Raw genomic sequence first — 3,527 nt, forward strand, 5'->3', positions numbered from 1 at the left:
TCTGGCTAAAGTAAAAGTAAAAAAAGAAGTAATATGTAAAAGTGAATACGTTCATAACGTTTTGCTTTATTTCTTTGTTTCAGGGGACAAAAGTAATACTTTTCTTTTAAATGCAAGCAAAAAGCCATCTTTTTTTATGATTTATATTTTTATATTCCCAACTTGTGCTTTTATGTTCCTAAATGACATCTATTTGTAATTTCTTCCATCTTAGCTTATATAAAACATGTAACCGTAACTACATAGATGTGTTTAGCGTAAGTTTGGTATAAGTGCAACAACTATTCGAATAAATTAGGAATATAGTGATGAAGGCATTAGAGTTATAGTGCGAATTATTACATTAAAATAATGACCACTATGTTCTAAGAATCTAAAGCTATGGAGACTTATTACATGGCAAATGAATTTTTAGATTTTAAAAAAGTTTCGACTATGAATGATTATCGCCTTTTTCGCCAACATCTTTTTTCGTTTTATCTTTTTTATTACCCTTTGTGTAGTGTAGTTCATGATTAATGATGCAATAGATAATCAGACAGAAAAAAAGCTGCACAAATAGGTATTTAGTTAGATTAAGACTTAAAACGCATAATGCTAATCCTATTATTTTAAATAATAAATTATTATTTACTTGCGAAAACAAACGAATAATTGCCACAAATGCTAATAAGGATAAGGTAAATATACAGGCAAAGTGAGCGTATCCCTCGGATGTTTCCAATATTTTTAAAGCTCCAACTGACGCCGTTACAAATGCCATAATGGTTGCAAAAATGGCCATTATCTGAATACTATTATTGCGTTCTTTTGCTATATCTTGTCGGGTATTTCTATTTAAGAAACTTGGTAGTTCCATATATAGCATTGCTGAATATTCTCTTCTTTTATCATCATATTTTTCATAGAGTCGTTTATAATGATTGGGATAAGCTGGAGGATAGTGGGTTGATGCTATAAATAGCCAATTTGATTTAATTTCTATCTGCATTCTCTTTCTATCCCGATCATATATCTTCCGCTCGAATTTTACTGGTAAATATGCTCTTTCAGTCGATACAAAATTAAAGTTGGGAGCATAGAACGAATTCTCAAAAAGATGTTGATCCTTCATTAAGCCAAATTTTTCGCTGAATTCGGCCAACTTTTTCATTTCCTCAATTAAATCCCTGAAAAGTTTGATAGAGCTATTTACCTTTTTTAATAAGACATCAGAAGGTTCGATATGTGTGTCACCAATTTTACTCAGTTGCATTTCAATATCTTTGCTTATAACACTTAAAGCTGCTACAAGAAATTTATCAGAGAAAAATATGATATTCTCTGTGTTTCTACCTTGTTTTCTACTACGATATTCTTTATATAGTTCAACTACATTTTCAGGCATTAATTTTTTGTAGTTTTCAAATCGCTCTTCCTTTTCCTTGAACCATAAATGGTTCATACGGATATAAGTTACTTGTCTGTTGAATCGGTCCATATCATTGTGACAAGCATGGTTTAATCCCAACTGTTCATTATCTTGTTCTTTGATTGTTTCAATAGCTCCCGAATAATCATAAGTAACTTCGATAGGGGTTTGGATATGTGTACGGTCTATAATTTTGATTGCAGGAAATGGTAATGTACTTTCTGAGTCAGAGGACGTTTTTAAGAATGAATGTATTTTGCCCCAAAGCGTACATGCTTTTGCGTACACAAGTTTTAGAACAAGTTTGGTCGCTCCTATTCGTTCATGAACATAGTGTTGTTCAATGTTTTCTAATCTGTGTGCATCATCGGCATTTATTTCCCAGGATGTTATATTAAACGATTCTTCTCCAGTATTCTTTATAATTTCTAGTGCGTAAATCAATCGTTCGATTGTTATTTGTTCAAGGATAAAACGATGATCAATAAAACCCACATCGAGAATAGAGGCAAATAATCTCGCAAATTTCTTTGAACTATCGACCTTATAGTTTCCCAATCCTAATATAGGGAGAGTTGATTCCAGTTCAGTTTCTATATCTCTTGTTAAACCGAAATATAATTCTTCCGGTTTTCTGATTAATTGTGATTCTACCTGTCTGCAAAACAGTTGATAGCGTGCAGCCATCACAACAATAGTATGAACTAATTGGGGAATATTTTCATCTATTTCAATTTCACGATCAAATTTTCCATAAGATAAAAGGGTCTTAAATTCACCTAATTTATCAGTAAAGTTTGTGATTCTAAGATACTCGGCTGATGTGAAAGATAACACAAATTCATTGAATATTTTACAAGATATATTTTCAATTCCTTCGGAATACCAGCGCTGAAAAGTTTTTGGATCTTGAGTCTTTTCAGCATATTGAAAAAGATTCTTAAGTCTCTCGCTATTCCTCTCTTCGCTTTTGGATGATGTTAATGGTAGCAAAGAAGGTTGAGTATCTCCTGAACGGTCCTCGAAAAACTTGGAAATCAGGTTTAATTGATCTTCAAGTTTTATCAATTCTACTTTTTGTGCTTCGGAAGGAAGAGTGTTGAGTATCAGAGATAAAAGTTTCTCATCTCCCAAAGCTGAAATGACTAGATTGCCTTCAGTAGACTTGATTTGAAGTTTTTCATTTGATAGATCGAAACATAAGCTACTATATCTCTCAGGAAGTTTAAATTGAATGCTATTATTTGCGACAATTTTCTCTCTTATTTTGGGCAAATTTTCATAAAGATAATAGAATATGACACAAGCTAATTTATTACCTTTGAAAATTGTCGAACATAAAAAATTATCAATTCCTCTACATACAAAGTCTGACTGATATTTAACAAGCTTTTCGTACAAGCAAAATGCTTGATCAATGTGTAGTTGCGTGCTTTCCATAAGGATGCGAGAACATTATAAATATAAATGAATTGGGGAATTCCTTGTCAAGTAGTTCCCCAATTAGATAAAATTTTCAAGATTAATCTTTTGTCTTCGGCTAGATTGTCTTCAATATTCATGTCATGTTCTGATGAATACAGGTAAGCTTCTCTCCATGCAGTAGTCTGATGACTTAACTCAACCAATTCGTCCACAGGCATTTTGATGAGATTATTCCATACATGTATTTCCATACCATTCTCTCCGATTTGGGGGGATTGTAGAATGTTGTCAATTATATTTTCTATTTCTGGTGTAAGAAGAGGTAAGTCCACCTTTTCATTCCTACACATTGCTTCAAAAAGGCAATTGCCGATTTCCGATTTAAGAAACTCATAGGCTTCTTCATTTACAGGTCCAAATGGATAGGCAACAAAATGTCCAAACAAGTTTGAATTACGTATTTCAGCCTGTTCATCAAGCATACAAAAGAAATAGAATAATTTCATAATCTTTACTCTTGTGAAATGCTGACGAGCGTTTCCCTGTTCTTGGGCGTCTTGTGTTCCACGCCAAATCTCGAGAAACCTGTTTACTATAGCTAAGAAAACAGTTTGCTTTTCTGTCATATACGTATTTTGTTTCTTCACTTTGAACTTAATTTGGGCTACAAAATTAGTGTATCTTTGGGAGT

Annotated in this window: 3 protein-coding genes; 1 reads left to right on the forward strand and 2 read right to left on the reverse strand. The window is 32.6% G+C overall.

The annotated features are described in order from the left end of the window. Positions 1-199: hypothetical protein (locus tag ACLUJM_RS13210; protein WP_412413020.1), on the forward strand; the 199-nt coding region annotated here is incomplete at its 5' end. A 234-nt stretch (positions 200-433) separates the two neighbouring features. Here ACLUJM_RS13210 and ACLUJM_RS13215 read toward each other — a convergent pair. Together ACLUJM_RS13215 and ACLUJM_RS13220 are read right to left on the reverse strand one after the other, a co-directional pair. After that, the gene (locus tag ACLUJM_RS13215) at positions 434-2,812 is read right to left on the reverse strand and encodes a hypothetical protein (RefSeq protein WP_412413021.1); all 2,379 of its coding nucleotides are present in this window, start codon (positions 2,810-2,812) and stop codon (positions 434-436) included. 86 nt (positions 2,813-2,898) lie between these two features. Then, positions 2,899-3,527 (reverse strand): hypothetical protein (locus ACLUJM_RS13220; RefSeq protein WP_412413022.1); only part of this gene is annotated, 629 nt, incomplete at its 5' end.

The organism is Finegoldia sp. (genome assembly GCF_046991905.1).
Classification (GTDB): domain Bacteria; phylum Bacillota; class Clostridia; order Tissierellales; family Peptoniphilaceae; genus Finegoldia.